A 17,826-nucleotide genomic window follows, 5' to 3' on the forward strand; every position below is an offset into this window, starting at 1 on the left:
CCAATGGCGGATGCGGACAAGCGCGCACATGCCTATGCTGGCCGATTGCTTCCATCGGGATCCACCATGCGTCAACGTCTGCTCGTCCTCGCCCTGCTCGCCGGCCTCGGCGCCTGCCAGCAACAGCCCCAATCGCCGCGCGCCGGCACCCCTGATGCCAGCGCCCAGGATGCGCAGACGCCGGATGCCCGCTTCGCGGCGCTGTCCAAGCGCGCGCTCGACACCTGGATGCAGCTGTCGCCGGTCACCGCCACCCAGACCGGCGATCACCGCTTCGACACGCAGATCGACGATCTGAGCAGCGCCGGCCGCCAGCGCAGCCTGGATGCCGGCAAGGCATTGCTGTCGGACCTGGATGCCATCGAAGTGGCCAAGCTGTCGCGCGAGAACCAGGTCGATGCAGCCATCTTGCGCAACCAGCTGCAATCGGAAATCTGGAACACCGAGGTACTGCAGAGCTGGGCCTGGGACCCGCAGGTCTACAACGGCCTGGCCGGCAGCGCGCTGTATGGCCTGATGGCACGCGACTTCGCGCCGCTGTCCGAGCGCCTGACCTCGGCCACGCAGCGCATGGAGAAGATTCCCGGCATCTTTGCGCAGGCGCGCGAAAACCTGGACCCGGCCCGCGTGCCGAAGATCCATGCCGAAACGGTGGCCAAGCAGAACAAGGGCATCCTCAGCATCGTCGACACCTTCATCGCGCCCAACATCGGCCAGCTCGGCCCGATCGAAGCGGCCCGCGCGCAGGCCGCCATCGACGCTCTGCGCAAGGCCGTGGCCGAGCAGCAGACCTGGCTGGAGACCGTGCTGGTGCCCAATGCCAAGGGCGATTTCCGCGTCGGTGCGCAACTCTACGATCAGAAGCTGAAATTCGCGCTGCTGTCGTCGCTGTCGCGCGGCGAGATCAAGCAGCGCGCCGAGTCCGAGCTCAAGCGCGTGCGCAGCGAGATGTACGGCATCGCCCGCACGGTGCTCAAGGACAAGCCCGGCGCACCGGCACTGCCCGAAACGCCCAACGACGACCAGCAGCAGGCCGCGATCGAGGCGGCGCTGGAACTGGCCTATGCCGACAAGCCGGCACGCGACAAGGTGGTGGACGAGGCCAAGGCCGCACTGGCGCAGTCCACCGAGTTCGTGCGCCAGAAGGATCTGATGACGCTGCCCGATTCGCCGGTGGACATCATCCTGATGCCGGAATTCCAGCGCGGCGTGGCGGTGGCGTACTGCGATTCGCCCGGCCCGCTCGACAAGAATCTCAAGACCTTCTATGCGGTCTCGCCGATTCCCGACGACTGGAACGACCAGCAGGTCGATTCGTTCCTGCGCGAATACAACAGCCGCATGATCCACCTGCTCAGCATCCACGAAGGCACCCCGGGCCATTACCTGGAAGGCTGGCATTCGGCCAAGTTCCCCTCCACGCTGCGCGCGGTGCTGCGCTCGGGCATGTTCGCCGAAGGCTGGGCGGTGTACACCGAGCGCATGATGCAGGAACAGGGCTATCTGGATAACGACCCGCTGTTCCACCTGGTGCAGCTCAAGTTCTACCTGCGCACCATCGCCAACGCCATCCTCGACCAGGGCGTGCATGTGGACGGCTGGGAGCGCGACAAGGCGATGCACCTGATGACCCATGACACCTTCCAGCAGGAGAGCGAAGCCTCGGGCAAGTGGGTGCGTGCGCAGCTGTCGTCGGCGCAGCTGCCGACCTACTTCGTCGGCGTGCAGGAACATCTGGACACGCGCAAGGCGGTGCAGGACAAGCTGGGCGAGAAGTTCAACCTGAAGGCGTACCACGACCAGATGCTGTCCTACGGCGCCCCGCCGGTGCGCTTTGCACGCGAGCTGATGCTGGATCAGCCGATCGAGTGACCGATGCTTCTCCCGCATAAGGAAGAGCGGTTACTGCGGCGCTCATGCATGTCCCTCTCCCGCACGCGGGAGAAGGTGCCCTGCAAGGGCGGATGAGGGCGCGCGCGAAGCCTCGTGCAGCCCACCTGGCGAGTGGCTTCGCCCGTACCCTCACCCCACCCCCCGCTCCGAGCCCCCGCCCGCGCTTGCAGCGCGGGCGCTCCAGGCCACGCGCGCCAGTGGCGCGCAGGCCGTGCCTTCGCGCCCCGCAGGAGAGGGGTTTGCCAGTGCCGTGGCTGCCGTGGCTGCCGTAGCTGCACATTTCCGCCACCCACTCAACAACCACATCACCCATCGGCCGCAACGAACCCACCGGTCTGCCGCGCCCACAGGCGTGCGTACAGCCCGCCTTGCGCGATCAGTTGCGCATGCGTGCCGGTCTCGACGATGCGTCCGGCGTCCATCACCACCAGCCGGTCCATGCGCGCGATGGTGGACAGGCGGTGCGCGATCGCGATGACGGTCTTGTTGCCCATCAATGCGTCCAGGCTGTCCTGGATCGCCGCTTCCACTTCCGAATCCAGCGCCGAGGTGGCCTCGTCCAGGATCAGGATCGGCGCATCCTTCAGCAGCACCCGCGCGATGGCGATGCGCTGCCGTTGACCACCCGACAGCTTGACCCCGCGCTCGCCCACGTACGCATCGTATCCGCGCCGGCCTTCGCCATCGACCAGCGTGTCGATGAAGCTTTCCGCGCGCGCCTTGCGCACCGCTTCCAGCATCTGCGCGTCGCTGGCCTGCGGCCGGCCATACAGCAGGTTGTCGCGGATCGAACGGTGCAAGAGCGAGGTGTCCTGGGTCACCAGGCCGATCTGCCCGCGCAGGCTTTCCTGGGTGACCTGGGCGATGTCCTGCCCATCGATGAGGATGCGTCCCTGCTCCAGGTCGTACAGACGCAGCAACACGTTGACCAGGGTCGACTTGCCCGCGCCCGATGGGCCGACCAGGCCGATCTTCTCGCCGGCACGCACCTGCAGATCCAGCCCGGCGATCACCCCGCCGCGCTTGCCGTAATGGAAATGGATGTGCTCGAACTGCACCTGGCCCTGGGTCACCTGCAGCGGCACTGCGTCGGGCGCGTCCTGCACCATCACCGGCTGCGAGATGGTCTGCATGCCGTCCTGCACGCTGCCGATGTCTTCGAAGATGCCGTTGACCGTCCACATGATCCAGCCGGACATGTTGTGGATGCGGATCACCAGGCCGGTCGCCAGCGTGATCGCGCCCACGCTGATCTGGCCGCGGCTCCACAGCCACAACGCCAGCCCGCACGTACCGACGATCAGAAAGCCGTTGGCCACCGCAATGGCGGTATCCATGGTGGTGGTCACGCGGGTCTGCCCGCGATGTTTCACCGCCAGCTCGTCGATCGCATCGCGCACATAGGCCTGTTCGCGGCCGGCATGAGCAAACAGCTTCAACGTGGAGATATTGGTGTAGCCGTCGACGATGCGCCCGGTGGCCTTGGAGCGCGCATCCGATGCGATCCACGCGCGCGCCTTCATGCGTGGCACGAAGAACGCCATCAACGCGACGTACACCACCAGCCAGATCAGCAGCGGCAGCATCAGCCACGGGTCGGCCTGCGCAAACAACCACAGCGCGCTGCCGGTGTAGACCACGATGTACCAGAGCGCATCGACCATCTGCACCGCCGATTCGCGCAGCGAGGTCCCGGTCTGCATCACCCGGTTGGCGATCCGGCCGGCGAAATCGTTGTTGAAGAAGCCCAGGCTCTGCCGCACCACGTAGTTGTGCATCAGCCAGCGCGAGCGGTTGCTCAGCCCCGGCACGATCGCCTGGTTGACCAACAGGTTGTGCAGGCCGGTGAACAATGGCCGCGCCACCAGCGTGATCGCCGCCATCCAGGTCAACTCGCCGGCATGCCGGCGGAAGAAGTCCGCTCCCGGTCGCTCGGCCAGCATGTCGACGATGCGCCCGAGGAAGTCGAACATCGCCACTTCCACCAGGGCCAGCAGCAACCCGGCGATCAGCGTGGCCAGCAGGATCGGCCACAACGGCCGCAGGTAATGCAGGTAGAACCGCCACACGCTACGTGGCGGCATGTCCCGCTCGATGGGCGGGAAGACATCGATCAGGGATTCGAACCAGCGGAACATCGCAGATACTTTCGGGAAAAACCGGGGGCTCAGGCTAGCTGATCGCGCGTCAAGCTGCAGTGGCGCCGGTGCCGGCGCCTGCTTCCACAGACGCAAGCCAGGCGTGCGCTGCATGCGCCGGACAACCGGCTCCCTTGCATCGCTTGCGGCTGCCTGCGCCAGGCATGGCCCGGTGACCACCACAGGTCATGGGGTGTCAGCCGGTGGCTGCACCGTGCTGACCAGCGCGCGTCGAGATCACGCTGGCCAACGTCCTGCGCAGCGACGCTCACTCACGAACACGCGCGAGCAGGCGGTTGACCTCGGCCGGATCGAAATGGCCCGGCTCCAGGCGCCCGCCCAAGGTGGCCAGCTCCTGCACATGCTGGGCATGATCCGGGTCGGCGATGATCCGCAGCAATGCCTGGTAGTGGTCGATCCCTTCGCTGTTTTCCGGCGGGCAGGCGTTGGCGCCGTCCACGCAACGGGCCACACGCAAGCCCGCATCCGGCGGCAGGATCGCCTCGACCTGGACGCGGTGCTGCCAGCCGGCGCCGGCACCGTAGAAATAGTCGAAGCGCTCCAGCTCGCCCACCGCGCTTTCGATGGTGACGCGCGCGGCGTGCTTGAGCCGCGAGCGGTCCGGCACGTCCAGCCCGGACTCGCCATAGCGGCCGCCGCCCAGGTCGAATTCGTACGGATGCGCGCCGTGCCAGCCCATCACCGGTTGCAGCACGCGATGCAGCGTGGCCAGGCGCAGCGCCCCCGCCACCAGCACGCGGCGCCAGATCAACGGCGCGCTCTCCACCAGCGAAACATGCAGCTGATATACCGGCGCAGGCGCGGGCACCGCCTGCTGTGCAGCTTTCTTCTTGGCCTTGCTCATCGTGTCTTGGCTACCTGTTTGCGCTGCAAGTATGCAGCGCCACGCCACTGGCTGCATCGCTGCGCCGCCGGTGCCGCAAGCTGCACCCTGCCGCCATCGTCCTGCAGGCGCGCGCACGCACCTGCAACGGACCGACCACATACGCCGGGATGGTGACTCCGCCACCGCACGGTGCCGGGATGCTGCACGGATGCCCGCAAGCCGCGCGACGCCGCGCACGCCAGCGCGCGGGGCGCCTTGTGTCGCAGCAGGCATCGGGGCGCCTGGATGCGACCACCATCGCAGCGCAGGCGTCAGACGACAGCAGCGCGTGCCCGCATCGGTGGAATCGATGGCAGCGCCTCAGCGCTGCTGCAGGCTCGGCACCGCATCGGTCACGTTGCGATGGCGCCGCATGATCCAGTTGAACAGCGGCGTGGCCATCAGGGTCGAGAGGATCGCCATCAGCACCAGCACCGAGAACAGGCCTTGTTCGATCACCCCGGCCTGCAGGCCGATATTGATGATGATCAGCTCCATCAGGCCACGTGCATTCATCAGCGAGCCGATCGCCATCGCATCGCGGTTGTTCTCGCCGGTGGCACGCGCCGCGGCCCAGCAGGCCACGCCCTTGCCGATGAACGATGCGGCCAGGATCGCCACGCCTGCCAGCATGATCTGCGGCTGCAGCAGCACGCTGAGCTGGGTCTTGAGGCCGGAATAGGTGAAGAACAGCGGCAGCAGCAATACCACCACGAACGGCTGCAGCATCTCGCGCAGTTTTTCGGTCAGCGCTCCCCTGGGCAGGCAGACGCCCAGCAGGAAGCCGCCAAACACGGCGTGGATGCCGATCGCATCCATTGCCCACGCGCTGAGGCAGAACAGCATCAACACCACCGCGAGCACACCGTTGCCGAGCGGCTGGTTCGGCACCACGTAGGCGTCCAGGCGGCGCAGCAGATGCCTGCCGACAAAGATCATGAACAATGCATAGGCCACCCCGCCGCCGATGGCCAGATAGGCACTACCCCAACTGCCGCCGAAGCTGGCCAGGACCACGGCAAGAATGCACCACGCCGCCGCATCGTCGAACGCACCTGCAGTCAGTGCCAGCGTGCCCAACGGGCTATTGGTCAGACCGCGCTCGTGGATGATGCGCGCCAGCATCGGGAACGCGGTGATCGCGATGGCCGCCCCCAGAAACAGCGAGGCCTCCATCAACTTGGCCTTTTCCGAAAACAGGCCGCCAACGTTGATCAACCACGGGCACAGGGCAAAGGCCAACGCGAACGGTACCGCGATGCCGGCCATCGACACGCTCATCGCACTGCGATAGCGCGCGCGGAAATGGTCCCCGCGGAAGTCGGTACCGACCAGGAACATGTACAGGCCCACGCCGAACTGCGCGAACACGTACAGCACATCCATGGTCTGCCTGGGAAACAAGGCTGCCTGCGTCGCAGGTGCCAGCACGCCGAACAGCGACGGTCCCAGCATCACCCCGGCGATCATCTCGCCCACCACCTGCGGCTGGCCGATCCGCCTGGCCAGCAGCCCCACCAGACGACAGACCAGCAGGATCGCGGCGGCCTGCAGGAAGAAGTACACCGACATCTGCGGAGTGGTCATGCGTTCGGCGACATCCCTGAGAAGTGCGCGGATCATAACGAGCCGTGTCGGTGGGCGATAGCCATCGTGCAGCTGGCACACAGGCCTTGGCGGGAGCGAGGCTGGAGTCATTCGTCACGGTTGGCCCGGACGACACGTGGCCGATGCGCCGAGCCCAGTTGCGCAAGTCCGCACTGATCGGCCCATGCGCGGTGTGCGGCTGCGGCGCCGATGGTGCCCCGCCGCCAGGCCATCGGTGCGCACGGCGCCGACGCTGCAGCACAGGCGGCCGGCCACCGCACGCACAGGCAGTGGCGGTGGCCGCCGCAAGGATCAGCGAAGCATCACTTCTGCGTCGGCTGCGCTGCCGCCACCGGCGTCAACACCAGATCCTGGAAATCGAAGCTGAAATCGGTCAGCGGCGACACCGCCTCCATCCGCATCTCGCGCACCGCGCCATCCGGGGTCAGCGCGAAATTGACGAAGGCATCGGCATTCAAGGAGCGGTCGTCCCAGCGCACGATGAAGCTGTCGTGCTGCCAATGCTCCAGCGTGCCGATCAATTGCGCGGTCCTGGAAAACTGCAGACGCAGGCGCTTGCCGTCCTGACGGATCACCACATCGCCGTACCACGGGTCGCGATAGGTCGCCGCATAGCTGCGCAACGGCAGCGACGGCGTGGAGCGCGCTGCACGTGCGTCCAGACGCTTCTTCCAGCTGGTGTCCGCATCGCCATCGGCCTTGGCCACGGCCTTGGCATAGGCGGCGGTCCAATCGGTGGCCGGCCCCTGCAGGAACGCATCCAGCACCTGCAGGGTCACTGCATTGAAGGCCGCGCCGACTTCCTGGTTGGTCAACACCACCACGCCCAGTTGCTGGTCGGGCACCAGCGTCAGCCGCGACACCATGCCCGGCCAGCCGCCGGTGTGCCAGACCAGCCGATGGCCGCGGTAATCGCTCAGGCTCCAGCCTTCGCCGTAGCCGGAAAAATTGGGCCGTGCTGCCGCCAGCTCCGGCACGGCCGGTTCGGCAATCGCGATCGGCGTGATCATCGACCACATGTCCTGCTGCCGCCTTGCACTGAACAGCCGGCTGCCATCCGGCAGTACGCCACCGGCCAGTTGCACCTTCATCCACAGCGCCATGTCGTGCGCGCTGGCATAGATGCCGCCGGCACCGGAATTGTTGGACCAGGTCAGTGGCGCGACGGTGCGCAGCTCGGTGAAGTCGTACTTGGCATGGCCCACCGCCGCATTGTCGCCCGGCTGCAGATGGTCGGCATTGAAGCGCGTGCCGCGCATGCCGACCGGGGCGAAGATGCGTTGCTGCAGGAACGCCGCATAGCTCTGCCCGGAGACCTGCTCGATCACCTTCTGCGCCACCGCGTACAAGATGTTGTCGTAGGCGTAGCGATCGCGGAAACCGCCCTTCAACGGCACCTTGGACAGGCGCTGCACCACCTCGTCGGTGCTGTAGCTGGTGGTCGGCCAGAACAGCAGGTCGCCCGCGCCCAGACTCAGGCCGCTGCGGTGCGCGAGCAGATCGCGCAGGCGCATCTCGCCGCTGACGTACGGGTCGGACATGCGGAACCACGGCAGGTGATCGATGACCTTGTCGTCGAGCGAGAGCTTGCCCTCGTCGGCCAGGATCGACAGCGACGCGGCAGTGAAGGCCTTGGTGTTGGAGGCGATCGCGAACAGCGTATCGGCCTGCACCGGCGCAGGCTTGCCGATCTCGCGCACGCCGTAGCCGCGCTCCAGCACCACCTGCCCATCCTTGACGATGGCCACCGCAATGCCGGGCACATCGAACTGCTCGCGCACGCGCTCCATCTGCGCGTCGAACTGCTGCATGCCGGCGGGAAGCTCGGCCGCCTGCGTCGTCGCCACCACGCTTGCCAGCATCAGCACGCCTCCACTCAGCCATCGGTTCACGGTCACTGTCCCAGGTCCTCGCATGTCGCTTAAATCGATCCGCCCGCACTGTCCAGCGACAGCGGCAGCGGTGCCACCAACACGCCGTTGCCATCGGCATACAGCCAATGGCCGGGCACGAAGGCCACGCCGGCAAAATTCACCGGCACATCCACGTCGCCCAGATCGCGCCGCTCGGTGCGGCGCGGGCAGGCGCCCAGCGCCAGCACGCCCAGCGGCAGCGTGGCCAGGATCTCCACATCGCGCACGCAGCCGTGGATCAACACGCCGGCCCAGCCATTGGCGACCGCCTGTGCGGCGATCTGGTCGCCGAGCAGGGCATGTTTCAACGAGCCCTGCCCGTCCACCACCAGCACCCGTCCGTCGCCGGGCGTGGCGGCCAGTTCGCGCACGCGCGAGTTGTCCTCGAAACAGCGCACGGTGACGATCGGCCCGGAGAATGCCGCACGTGCGCCATAGGAGCGGAACACCGGTTCGGCGATGCTCACCTCGGGAAAGCGGTCACACAGATCGGGCGTGGTCCAGGTCATCGCTGCGGTCCGGAAGTGGCGAGCTGCGATGGTAGCGGCATGGCCGCGTCCGCGTAAGCCGCCGAGGAGGCCGCCGATCGCCGCGCCGCTTGGCCGGCTGCGCCTGGATCGCTATCCATCCCTTGCCTGCAGATGGTCCCGGGCAACGGCCGCGCCTGCCTGGGCGTGCGCGCGGACGCTGCGGCAACCGCGGGGCGTCACGGCGAAGCCGGCGGGGCTATCATCGGGGCGGCCTGCAACAGGTGCGTGCACCGGACATGCCAGGCACGCGCTCACGCCAACGTGGAATCCCTCATGACCGATCTGTTCGCCGCCACCCCGCCCGCGCTCGATGGCATCCACGTCGGTATCGGCGGCTGGGTGTATGCGCCGTGGCGGGCGGGGATGTTCTATCCGGAAGGGCTGGTACAACGCCGCGAGCTGGAATACGCAAGCCGCCACCTCACCGCCATCGAGATCAACGGCACCTACTACGGGGCACAGAAGCCGGCGACCTACGCGAAGTGGCGCGAGCAGGTGCCGCCCGGGTTCGTGTTCTCGGCCAAGGCACCGCGCCGCATCACCCAGTCGCGCAAACTGGCCGGCACCCAGGCGCAGGTGGACGACTTCATCGGCGGCATTGTCGAGCTCGGCGACACGCTGGGGCCGCTGGTGTGGCAGTTCGAACAGGGGCACCGGCTGCAGGCCGACGACCTGGACGCGTTCCTGTCGTTGCTGCCCAAGCGCGCCGGCAAGCGCGTGCTGCGCCATGTGCTGGAAATCCGCGACCACGACGCGGTGGATGCCTCGCTGCTGGCACTGGTGCGCCGGCATGGGGTGGCCACGGTGTTCACCGACTCGGACGCGCACCCGTCCTTTGCCGATCTGTCCACCGACTTCGTCTATGCGCGCCTGATGCGCAGCCAGGCGCGCCTGACTGCAGGTTACCCTGCGCCGGCACTGGCGCGCTGGGCCGAGCGCATCCAGGCCTGGCGGCGCGGCGACGATCCGGAGGACCTGCCGCATGTCGACGCGGCCACGCACGTCAAGGTCACCCCACGCGAGGTGTTCGTGTTTTTCATCAGCGCCGCCAAGGAGCGCAATCCGGCGGCGGCAATGGCATTGCTGCAGGCGTTGGGGGCGCGCTAGGCAGCGGCGTTGCGGCGCGTCTTGCGCGACAATGGCGCATGGCCATGACCGACCTGCGCAAGGCGCAACTGCAAATCCATTTCTGCGTCCTGCTCTGGGGCATCACCGCGATCCTGGGCAAGCTGATCACGCTGCCGGCGTTGCCGTTGGTGTGGTGGCGCATGTTGATCGTGGTGGTGGCACTGGCGCTGTTGCCGCGGGTATGGCGCGGGCTGCGCGGCCTGTCCGCGCGCGTGGTGCTGGGCTATTGCGGCATCGGCGCGTTGGTGGCCCTGCACTGGCTGACCTTCTACGGCGCGATCAAGCTGGCCAATGCCTCGGTGGCGGCGACCTGCATCGCGCTGGCGCCGGTGTTCACTGCAGTGATCGAGCCATGGGTGACGCAGCGCCCCTTCCGCCCGCGCGAATTGCTGTTCGGCCTGGCGGTGCTGCCCGGGGTGGCACTGGTGGTCGGCGGGGTGCCCGATGGCATGCGTGCCGGGGTAGTGGTCGGCGCGATTTCTGCGGTGTTCGTGGGCCTGTTCGGCTCGCTCAACAAGCGCATGGTCGCGCATGCCGACCCGCTCACCGTCACCGCACTGGAACTCGGTGCCGGCACGCTGACCTTGACCGTGCTGGCACCGGCCATGCCGTTGGTGCTGCCGTCGCTGCATGGCGATCTGCTGATCGTTCCCGGCCTGCACGACGGCATCCTGCTGCTGGTGCTGTCGCTGGCCTGCACCCTGCTGCCGTTTGCGCTGGCGCTGGTGGCGCTGCGCCATCTCAGCGCCTACTCGGTGCAGCTGGTGACCAATCTCGAACCGGTCTACGCCATCGTGCTGGCGATCGCCCTGCTCGGCGAGCAACGCGAGTTGACCGCGCAGTTCTATCTCGGCGTGGCGATCATTCTCGGCGCGGTGTTCCTGCATCCGGTGCTGGAACGCCGACGCACGATCGTGCATCCGGAACTGCTCGGCACCGCCGAGGCGAAGAACATCGTCGACTGACTGCACCGCACAAGCAACAACCGTCGTCGTAGGAGCGGCCCAGGCCGCGACAGGCCTTGTCGATAACGCAGCAACGCCCGCACATCACCACGATCACAACCACACCTATGCCAACGCCACCACCTGGTCGCGCCCGCCCCGCTTGGCCGCATACAGGGCCTGGTCGGCGCGCTTGATCACCGCGTCCGCGCTTTCCTGCGGATGCAGCGTGGCCACGCCGATACTCACCGTCACCGGCAGCGCGATCGTCATCACTGCCACGCTCTGGCGCAGGTATTCGCACTGCACGCGTGCCTGCAGCCGATCCACATCGGGCAGCAGCAGCACGAATTCCTCGCCGCCGTAACGCGCGATGGTGCCGGCACCGGCCACATGCGCGCGCAGCAACGCCGACAACTCGCGCAGCAACACATCGCCCTGATCGTGCCCGTGCACGTCGTTGACGGTCTTGAAGTGGTCCACGTCCAGCAACGCCACCGATAACGGCTGGCCCGCCGCACGCGTCTGTTCCATGGCCACGCCCAGGGCCGCCGCAAACGCACGTCGATTGGGCAGGCCGGTCAGCGGATCGGTGCGGGTCTGCTCGACCAGATCGGCGTTCAAGGCATCCATTTGCGCGTAGTAACTTGCCAGCTGCTGTTCGTACCATTGGCGCTCATGCAGTTGCTGGCGCAGGCGCTTGCCGGCCAGGCGCAGTTCCAGCAGATGTGCGGCCTGCCGCGACAATGCCTGCAGCGCCTGCCGCTGCTCTTCGCGCAGATGCGCCGGGGTCTGGTCGAACACGCACAGCGAGCCCAGCGCCATGCCGCCGCTGGTCACCAACGGCGCGCCGGCATAGAAGCGCACCGCAGCGCTGCCGGTCACCATCGGATTGTCGTGGAAGCGCGGGTCGACCAAGGTGTCGTCGACCATCATCACTTCGTCCGGGCGCAGGATCGCATGCGCGCAGAACGAGATATCGCGCGACGCTTCGCTACGCGGCGCGCCATGTGCGGACTTGAACCATTGCCGCTGCTCGTCCACCAGCACCACCGCCGCCATCTGCGTCTGGCACAACGTGGACGCGATCATGGTGAGGTCGTCGAAGGCACGCTCGGGCGGCGAATCCAGCACCTCGTACTGACGCAGCGCGGCCAGTCGTTCGGCTTCGTTGTCCGGCAATGTCGGTTTGATCACGCTGCCTGCTCCCCCAGCTGGCTGTCAGCGGCGCAAGTATGACCGAGCCGGTCATGCGCGGCCATCGGGCTGCACATGCGCAGCCGGCGCACCGTGCCGCTATGTGCGGCCGATCGCGCCGGGCCCCATCACCAATCGGTTCGTTGCGGCAGCAATCCGCGCAATTCCGCATCACTGAGGTTGCGCCACTGCCCGGGCTTGAGCGCGGCCAGCTTGATGTTGTCGATGCGCACACGGCGCAGCTGGGTCACGCGGTAGCCGAATTCGGCGGACATCAGGCGGATCTGCCGGTTCAAGCCCTGCTCCAGCACGATGCGGAAGCCGAACTTGGCGATGCGCGCGGTGCGGCACGGCAACGTGGTCTCGTTGTGGATGCGCACGCCGCGCGCCATGCCACGCAGGAATTCGTCGGTGACCGGCTTGTTGACCGCCACCAGATATTCCTTCTGGTGGCGATTTTCCGCGCGCAGGATCTCGTTGACGATGTTGCCGTTGCTGGTCATCAGGATCAGCCCCTCGGACTCCTTGTCGAGCCGGCCGACCGGAAAGATGCGCTGCTCGTGGCCGACGAATTCGACGATGTTGCCCTTGACCGAACTTTCGGTGGTGCAGGTGATGCCCACCGGCTTGTTGAGCGCGATGTAGACATGCTTGCGCCCACCGGGCTTGCTGGCGGCGCGCGTGCGCAGTGGCTGGCCGTCCACCAGCACGGTGTCGTCCTCGCCCACCACCGCACCGGTGCCGGCGGCCACGCCATTGACGGTGACCCGGCGTTCGCCGATCAGGCGATCGGCCTCGCGGCGGGAGCAGAAGCCGGTTTCGGCGATGTATTTGTTGAGTCGGGTCGTCATCGGCCGATTATCGGCGATTTGCAGCGCCCCGCGTGCACCCACGTGCGATCAGGACACCGCCAGCAGCGGCTGCCCGGCGTGCAGCAACTCGTCGAGCGGGCATGGACGATGCAGGCTGAAACCCTGCACCTGGCCCACTCCGGCCTCGTGCAGGCCGGGAATGTCCGCCTCCGACTCCACGCCCTCGGCCACCACTTCGATGCCCAGCGCCAGGCCCACCTGCGCGATCGAATGCACCGCCGCACGGTCCACCGCGTCGTGTGCGTAGTTGCGTACGAAGCCGCAATCGATCTTGAGGACATCCACGGTGAACTGCTTGAGATAGCCGAACGATGCCAGGCCGCTGCCGAAATCGTCCAGCGCCACATGGCAGCCGCGCGCGCGCACGCTCTGCACGAAGCGCCGCGCGTGCTCCAGGTCGCCAATGACGGCGGTCTCGGTGATCTCCATGCACAGCTTGGGCACCAGGCTCGGATAGCGCTCGAACAGGGCGCACACGAAATCGAGAAAATCCGCTTGCGCGATCGACTGCGCAGACAGGTTGACGTGGCACAGATCCAGCGCGGCCAGGTGCAGCGGATTGGCCGCCAGCTGCGCGCACAGCGTTTCCAGCACATGCACGTCGACCATGCGCCCCAGGCCGTAGCGTTCCACCGCAGGCAGGAATTCGCCCGGACTCAGCACCCGCCCGTCACCCGCGCGCATGCGCACCAGCACTTCGTACTGCAGGCGTCCCGGATCGCGCAATACCTGGATCTTCTGCGCATACAGCAGCAGGCGGTCCTCGGCGATGGCCTGCTGCACCGCGCTGATCCAGCCGCCGTCGTGGCGGCGCCGCGCCAGCGCCAGATCGTTTTCGCCGAAACAGCGAATCCGGTTGCGCCCCTCTTCCTTGGCTGCGTAACAGGCCAGGTCGGCGGCGGTCATCAAGGCATTGACGTCGCTGGCGCCCTGGCGGATTTCCACCACGCCGAAGCTGCAACCGGGCGTCAGCGGCCGCCCGCCCTGGTGGCTCCACGGCTGACCCAGCACCGCGTGCATGCGCTCGAGCACGGTTTGCGCCTGCGCCAGGTCGGTATTGGCCAGCAGGATCGCGAACTCGTCGCCACCCAGCCGCCCCAGCCAGTCGCCGGGGCGCAGCTGCATGGTGATCACATCGGCGAAGTGGCACAGGAACTTGTCGCCCACCGCATGCCCGAAGGTGTCGTTGACCAGCTTGAAGTGATCCAGGTCGACGAAGCACAGCGCATGGCGGAGCTGCGGCGATTGCGGCGGCTCGATCAGGCGCAGCAGCCGGCGCTCGATCTCGCGGCGGTTGATCAGGCCGGTCAGGGCATCGTGGCGCGCATGGAAGGCGACTTCGTCGGCCAGCTCGTGTGCGTGCGAGACATCCTCGATCACCGCCAGCACCAGGGTCGGCTCTTCCGGGCCGGGTTCCACCAGCGAGGCACTCCAGCGCCCCCACATCACCCCGCCATCGGCGCGCAGGAAGCGTCGCTCGCCGGACTGCAGCAGGGTCGGCCAGTCGATCAGGCCGCGGCTGTCCAGCGCGATGTCGTCCGGATGCATCACCTCGGCCAGCGTGCAGGCCTGCAGCTCTTCGGGCCGGTAGCGCAGGATGTTGGCCATCGAGGCATTGGCATCGAGCACGCGGCCGCGCAGGTCGAACTTGACCATGCCCAGCGCCGCCTGTTGGAACGCGGTGCGAAAGCGGCCTTCGTGCGAGAGCAGGTAATCGCCGATGCGGCGCATCGCCAGCACGCAGGTGGTCAGCACCAGCAGCAAGGTCGCCAGGCTGCAGATCACCATCATGTCGTGCAGCAGCCGCGCGCAGCGGATCAGCAGCGCCTGGAACTGCGCCGTATCGCTGCGCATGCGGCCATCGAGCAGATGCAGCTCATCGCGCAGGGCCTGCAGCGCGCGCGGATCCGGGCGGCTGGCGGCCTGCACCGAGGCGGCCCGGTCGGCCAGCGCGCTCAGCTGCAACAGGTCGGCATCGGTGTGTTTCCACATCGCGATGGCGTCGCCCAGATACGGAAAGACATGGCCGTAGCGATACAGCCGCACCATTTGCGGCATGTCCTCAGGGGCATTGCGGCCGGCCGCCAGCCCGGCATGGACCGCGCTCCAGTCGATCACCGGTTGCTCGACCGCCTCGCGGGCCGCGCGGTCGCCGAGCGGCACTTCCAGCGCGCGGCAGGCGGCCTGCAGGTCGGCCGGATCGCCGCTCCCCAGATAGCGCTCCAGCCAGTACACCGACTCCTGCTGGGCATTGGACCAGTGGCTCTGGCCGACGATCCAGGCCGTCGCTCCGGACTGGATCTCGATCATCAGCGCAGAGAGCACCGCCATGCTGATGGCCATGCCGATCAACAAGGCCAAGGGAAGCGTCAGCCAGCCGCGCATCAGATGCATGGTCTGCCTACCGCCGGTACCGCCCGCCATCTGCGCCATTGTCACCCTCGAACCCTGCCGCCGCCCCATGCGATTCAGGCGCCCAGTGGGCGCCTGAAGGCAGTAGCGGCCGCAATGGCGCAGTCTGTATGGCAGCGCCTGCTTGACCACGGTCGACGCAGGCACTTCGCCTGGCCGGCAGGACGCTGCCGGCAATCCCCGAGACGTCAGCGCGTGACCCCTGCAGTCCGATATGCATCAACCAACATAACGACCACGGCGCCCCGCAGCGACGGCAGGACCGCCGAACGCTGCCGGGTCCTCAGCGGCGCTTACTCGCCGCGGGGCTTGGGCGGGCCCTTGCGATGCGGCGCGCCGGCACGGTCCATCGGACGGTTCGGGCCATTCGGGCGGCCGGACGGCTTGCCGCCGCGCGGGAAGCGCGGCCTGGACGGCGCTGCAGCCGCCTCGCCGTCTTCCAGCTTGCGCATGTTGAGCTGCTGGCCGGACACCCAGACCTTCTTCAGGTGCGTCAGCAGCTCGCGCGGCATGTCGGCCGGCAGGTCCAGGATCGAATAGTCGTCCTGGATGTCGATACGGCCGATGTAGCGGCTTTCCAGGCCGGCTTCGTTGGCGATCGCACCGACGATATTGGCCGGCTTCACGCCGTGGGTGTGGCCCACTTCGATGCGGTAGCTCTCCATGCCGAACTCCGGCTCGCCGCGCGGGGCAACCGGGTCGCGACGCGGACGCTCGGCACCGGCGCCATCATCGGCGAAGGCCGGACGTTCCGCACGCGGCGGGCGTGCCGCGCGCTCACCATCGGCACGCGGGCCACGCTCGAACTTCGGCTCGAAGCGCGGACGCTCGCCGCGATCACCGCGATCATTGCGCTCGCGCGGGGCGAACTCCTCGCGTGCGCCACGCACCGGCGGGGTCAGCAGGAACGGCGCATCGCCCTGCAGCAGCTTGGCCATCGCCGCGGCGATATCGATCGCCGGCACGTTGTTCTCGCTCTCGTAGCGCTGCAGCAGATCGCGATACATCTCGATCTGGCCGCCGGCCAGGGTCTCGGTGATGCGGGTCATGAACCGTGCCACGCGGGTGTCGTTGACCGCATCCACGCTCGGCAGCTGCATCTCTTCGATCGGCTGGCGGGTGGCGCGCTCGATCGAACGCAGCATGCCCTTCTCGCGCGGGGTGACGAACAGGATCGCGTCGCCGTTGCGGCCGGCACGGCCGGTACGGCCGATGCGGTGCACGTAGCTTTCGGTGTCGTACGGGATGTCGTAGTTCAGCACATGGCTGACGCGCTCCACGTCCAGGCCGCGCGCGGCCACGTCGGTGGCGACCAGGATGTCGAGCTTGCCGTCCTTGAGCTGGGCGATGGTCTTCTCGCGGGCGGCCTGCTGCATGTCGCCATTGATGGCCGCCGCGGCCATGCCACGTGCCTGCAGCTTCTGCGCCAGCTCTTCGGTGGCGGCCTTGGTGCGCGCGAAGATGATCATGCCGTCGAACGGCTCGACTTCCAGGATGCGGGTCAGCGCGTCCAGCTTGTGCAGGCCGCTCACCCACCAGTAGCGCTGGCGGATATTGGCCGAGGTGGTGGTCTTGGCCGCGATGGTGACTTCGGCCGGGTCTTTCAGATAGGTCTGCGCGATGCGGCGGATCGCCGGCGGCATGGTTGCCGAGAACAGCGCCACCTGGCGTTTCTCCGGCAACTTCTTCAGCACCGCTTCGACGTCGTCGATGAAGCCCATGCGCAGCATTTCGTCGGCTTCGTCCAGCACCAGCGTCTTGAGCTGGGACAGGTCCAGCGTGCCACGATCCAGGTGATCGATCACCCGGCCTGGAGTGCCGACCACCACATGCACGCCGCGCTTGAGCGCGCTCAGCTGCTGCGCGTAGGGCTGGCCGCCGTAGACCGGCAGCACGCGGAAGCCGGGAATGGCTTCGGCATATTTCTGGAACGCCTCGGCGACCTGGATGGCCAGCTCGCGGGTCGGGGCCAGCACCAGCGCCTGCGGCTTGAGCTGGTTGAGGTCGGCATTGGACAGCACCGGCAGCGCGAACGCGGCGGTCTTGCCGGTGCCGGTCTGCGCCTGGCCGAGCACGTCGCGGCCGGCCAGCAGCGCGGGAATGGTGGCGGCCTGGATCGGCGACGGCGACTCGTAGCCGACGGCGGCAACCGCCTTCATCACAGCGTCTGAGAGGCCGAGGTCTGCAAACAGCAGCGGCGCGGGAGATTCTTGGGTCATTGGGTAACTCCGGAGGCGCCGCACGGAGCCGGCAGGCGCAAAGCAGCATAGTGTGCGCCCTCAGGCCCCCCGCTGTCGAAATTTCC

The 17,826-nt window shown here is 67.4% G+C and carries 12 protein-coding genes; 3 read left to right on the forward strand and 9 right to left on the reverse strand.

What is annotated here, in order from left to right; all coding sequences use genetic code 11:
* Positions 1 to 66 precede the first annotated feature (66 nt).
* Positions 67 to 1,872, forward strand: coding sequence for a DUF885 domain-containing protein (locus tag H7A86_RS13610; protein ID WP_119131259.1), 1,806 nt, complete (start codon positions 67 to 69; stop codon positions 1,870 to 1,872).
* 326 nt (positions 1,873 to 2,198) lie between these two features.
* Here the strand turns inward: H7A86_RS13610 and H7A86_RS13615 are convergent, their stop codons facing one another.
* From H7A86_RS13615 to rraA, 5 genes are all read right to left on the reverse strand, one after another.
* Positions 2,199 to 4,031 carry an ABC transporter ATP-binding protein gene (locus H7A86_RS13615; protein WP_119131258.1) on the reverse strand — a complete coding sequence of 611 codons (1,833 nt, stop codon included), beginning with the start codon at positions 4,029 to 4,031 and terminating at the stop codon, positions 2,199 to 2,201.
* A 268-nt stretch (positions 4,032 to 4,299) separates the two neighbouring features.
* Positions 4,300 to 4,896 carry a plasmid pRiA4b ORF-3 family protein gene (locus H7A86_RS13620; RefSeq protein WP_119131257.1) on the reverse strand — a complete coding sequence of 199 codons (597 nt, stop codon included), beginning with the start codon at positions 4,894 to 4,896 and terminating at the stop codon, positions 4,300 to 4,302.
* 342 nt (positions 4,897 to 5,238) lie between these two features.
* Positions 5,239 to 6,504, reverse strand: a complete 1,266-nt coding sequence (locus H7A86_RS13625) for a cation:proton antiporter (RefSeq protein WP_104582201.1) — start codon at positions 6,502 to 6,504, stop codon at positions 5,239 to 5,241.
* 323 nt (positions 6,505 to 6,827) lie between these two features.
* Positions 6,828 to 8,423 carry a serine hydrolase gene (locus H7A86_RS13630; protein WP_119131256.1) on the reverse strand — a complete coding sequence of 532 codons (1,596 nt, stop codon included), beginning with the start codon at positions 8,421 to 8,423 and terminating at the stop codon, positions 6,828 to 6,830.
* 23 nt (positions 8,424 to 8,446) lie between these two features.
* Entirely contained in the window at positions 8,447 to 8,947 is a 501-nt protein-coding gene (gene rraA, locus H7A86_RS13635) for a ribonuclease E activity regulator RraA (RefSeq protein WP_119131255.1), read from the reverse strand.
* 294 nt (positions 8,948 to 9,241) lie between these two features.
* Here rraA and H7A86_RS13640 point away from each other — a divergent pair, with 294 nt between their 5' ends.
* Together H7A86_RS13640 and H7A86_RS13645 are read left to right on the forward strand one after the other, a co-directional pair.
* Positions 9,242 to 10,075, forward strand: a complete 834-nt coding sequence (locus H7A86_RS13640; protein ID WP_119131254.1) for a DUF72 domain-containing protein — start codon at positions 9,242 to 9,244, stop codon at positions 10,073 to 10,075.
* 38 nt (positions 10,076 to 10,113) lie between these two features.
* Positions 10,114 to 11,061: a DMT family transporter gene (locus tag H7A86_RS13645; protein ID WP_119131253.1), complete on the forward strand. Its 948-nt coding sequence runs from the start codon at positions 10,114 to 10,116 to the stop codon at positions 11,059 to 11,061.
* 105 nt (positions 11,062 to 11,166) lie between these two features.
* On the opposite strand, the gene H7A86_RS13650 is transcribed toward H7A86_RS13645, so the two are convergent.
* The 4 genes from H7A86_RS13650 to H7A86_RS13665 all read right to left on the reverse strand — a co-directional run bounded on the left by H7A86_RS13650 (position 11,167) and on the right by H7A86_RS13665 (position 17,740).
* Positions 11,167 to 12,237: a GGDEF domain-containing protein gene (locus H7A86_RS13650; RefSeq protein WP_119131252.1), complete on the reverse strand. Its 1,071-nt coding sequence runs from the start codon at positions 12,235 to 12,237 to the stop codon at positions 11,167 to 11,169.
* A 128-nt stretch (positions 12,238 to 12,365) separates the two neighbouring features.
* A complete protein-coding gene (locus H7A86_RS13655; RefSeq protein ID WP_016903964.1) occupies positions 12,366 to 13,088 on the reverse strand; it encodes a pseudouridine synthase in 723 nt (240 codons plus the stop codon).
* Positions 13,089 to 13,136: 48 nt separating this feature from the next.
* Entirely contained in the window at positions 13,137 to 15,542 is a 2,406-nt protein-coding gene (locus tag H7A86_RS13660) for a putative bifunctional diguanylate cyclase/phosphodiesterase (RefSeq protein WP_180707892.1), read from the reverse strand.
* 272 nt (positions 15,543 to 15,814) lie between these two features.
* Positions 15,815 to 17,740 carry a DEAD/DEAH box helicase gene (locus H7A86_RS13665; RefSeq protein WP_115677590.1) on the reverse strand — a complete coding sequence of 642 codons (1,926 nt, stop codon included), beginning with the start codon at positions 17,738 to 17,740 and terminating at the stop codon, positions 15,815 to 15,817.
* Positions 17,741 to 17,826: the final 86 nt, after the last annotated feature.

Origin of the sequence: Xanthomonas euroxanthea (assembly GCF_903989455.1) — a bacterium.
GTDB lineage: Bacteria > Pseudomonadota > Gammaproteobacteria > Xanthomonadales > Xanthomonadaceae > Xanthomonas > Xanthomonas euroxanthea.